Source organism: Enterococcus spodopteracolus (assembly GCF_030441955.1).
Taxonomy (GTDB): domain Bacteria; phylum Bacillota; class Bacilli; order Lactobacillales; family Enterococcaceae; genus Enterococcus_B; species Enterococcus_B spodopteracolus.
This window is the reverse complement of sequence record NZ_JARJHD010000171.1, coordinates 1-255: the sequence shown is the minus strand read 5'-3', so window position 1 is coordinate 255 and position 255 is coordinate 1. Positions and strand designations below refer to the sequence as shown.

Below are 255 nucleotides of genomic sequence, written 5' to 3'. Positions count from 1 at the left end.
GATGTAGTGACCAATGAAGCGATTCAATTATTTGTTCCAGGCTCTACAGCGAAAGATGCGATACAATACAAATCCACACTGACTTGGGAATTATCTTCTACTCCTGATAATAACTAATCAGATGGAAGGGATGACTGATTCTTCTAACGAAACCGAAGGATTCAGTTGATAGAAGTCCATGACGTAGCGTTACAATTTTGTAGCGCTACTTTCTTTAAAGGAAGGAGAAAACGAATGAAACAAGCAAGTACATAT

General features: G+C 38.0%; 1 protein-coding gene. It reads left to right on the top strand.

The features are described from left to right. The coding region (locus P3R27_RS15055) for a WxL domain-containing protein (protein WP_301357624.1) at positions 1 to 117 on the top strand (117 nt) is incomplete at its 5' end. Between the last annotated feature and the right edge of the window lie 138 nt (positions 118 to 255).